Source organism: Trueperaceae bacterium (genome assembly GCA_036381035.1).
Classification (GTDB): Bacteria; Deinococcota; Deinococci; order Deinococcales; family Trueperaceae; genus DASRWD01.
Genome location: DASVDQ010000088.1, coordinates 1 through 1,061, shown reverse-complemented (window position 1 = coordinate 1,061; position 1,061 = coordinate 1). Strand labels below are relative to the sequence as shown.

2 protein-coding genes are annotated in these 1,061 nt (G+C 73.7%); one reads left to right on the top strand and one right to left on the bottom strand.

Going from position 1 to position 1,061, the window contains the following annotated elements:
* Positions 1–799, top strand: a 799-nt coding sequence (locus tag VF202_10025; protein ID HEX7040440.1) for a hypothetical protein, incomplete at its 5' end; no start/stop codon positions are given.
* 4 nt (positions 800–803) lie between these two features.
* Here VF202_10025 and VF202_10020 read toward each other — a convergent pair.
* Positions 804–1,061, bottom strand: a 258-nt coding sequence (locus tag VF202_10020; GenBank protein ID HEX7040439.1) for a hypothetical protein, incomplete at its 5' end; no start/stop codon positions are given.

Below are 1,061 nucleotides of genomic sequence, written 5' to 3'. Positions count from 1 at the left end.
CGAGCCGGACGTCGTCACCATCTGGGACCTCGACTGGGACCGGAGTGACGAGGAGCTGGCGCGGTTGATCGGGCGCGATCCGGCGGTCGTGGCCGAGTTCAGGCGGCGCGTGTTCGGGGGGAACGGGCACGCGCGGCGCGTGGACAACCCGAGCCCCGAACTGCTCGCGCTGTGGCGAGAGGAGGCGAGCACGCACACGCTCGCCGAGCTCGCCGCCCTCTGGGGTTTGACCGTGGAGGGCGCGCGGCTGCGCGCGAAACGTTTCGACCTCACGCCGGCGAAGCGCGGCGGGCCACGCAAGGGGCGCAAGCGCGTCGCGACGATCGAGGCGGTCGAGGGATGGCGGCGCGAGGCGGCGCTTCACACGGCCGACGAGCTCGCGCGCATGTGGGGCGTGGCGGAGCAGACGGTCTTCACTCGTGCCTGGCGGCACGGGTTCACCGTCCGCGCTCGCGGGCGTGGCACGCCTGAGCGTGTCGTCGAACGGTGGCGGCGGCAGGCGCGGGGCCGCACGATCGCGGAGCTCGCCGCGTTGTGGGGCGTCCCACGCGGCACCGCGTGGGGGCGCGCGCGGCGCCATGGCTTGCCGGTCAGGAGGCGCGAGCCCCGAGCCCAGCCCCGAGCCCAGCCCCAATCGCGGGCGAAGCCGCGCCGTGACGTGGAGCGCATGCGGCGCGAGGCTGAGGGCAGGACCGTGAAGGAGCTGGCGATGCTGTGGGGCGTCTCGAGGCAGCGCGCGCACCAGCTCGTCACGCGGCACGGGCTGCCTGCGAAGGTGCGGCGCCGCAAGACGGGTTAGGCGTTCACTCGGGCAGGCCGGGGAGGCGCTGGAGTTGTTCCTGGACCGTCACCCATTGGCTGTTGACGCGCCAGAGGCCGAGGCCGCCGCCGAGGACGATGACGGTAGCGAGCACGCCCAACGCCCACTTGAGCCAGCCGAGGGCGGCGACGGCGCCTTCACGGCGCTTGAGGTCGTCCCTGCGTTCTTGGCGGAGCGCGTCGACGCTCTCCTTGACCGCGTCGACCTTCTTGTCGAGGCGGGCGATGGCGGCGGTGTTGGC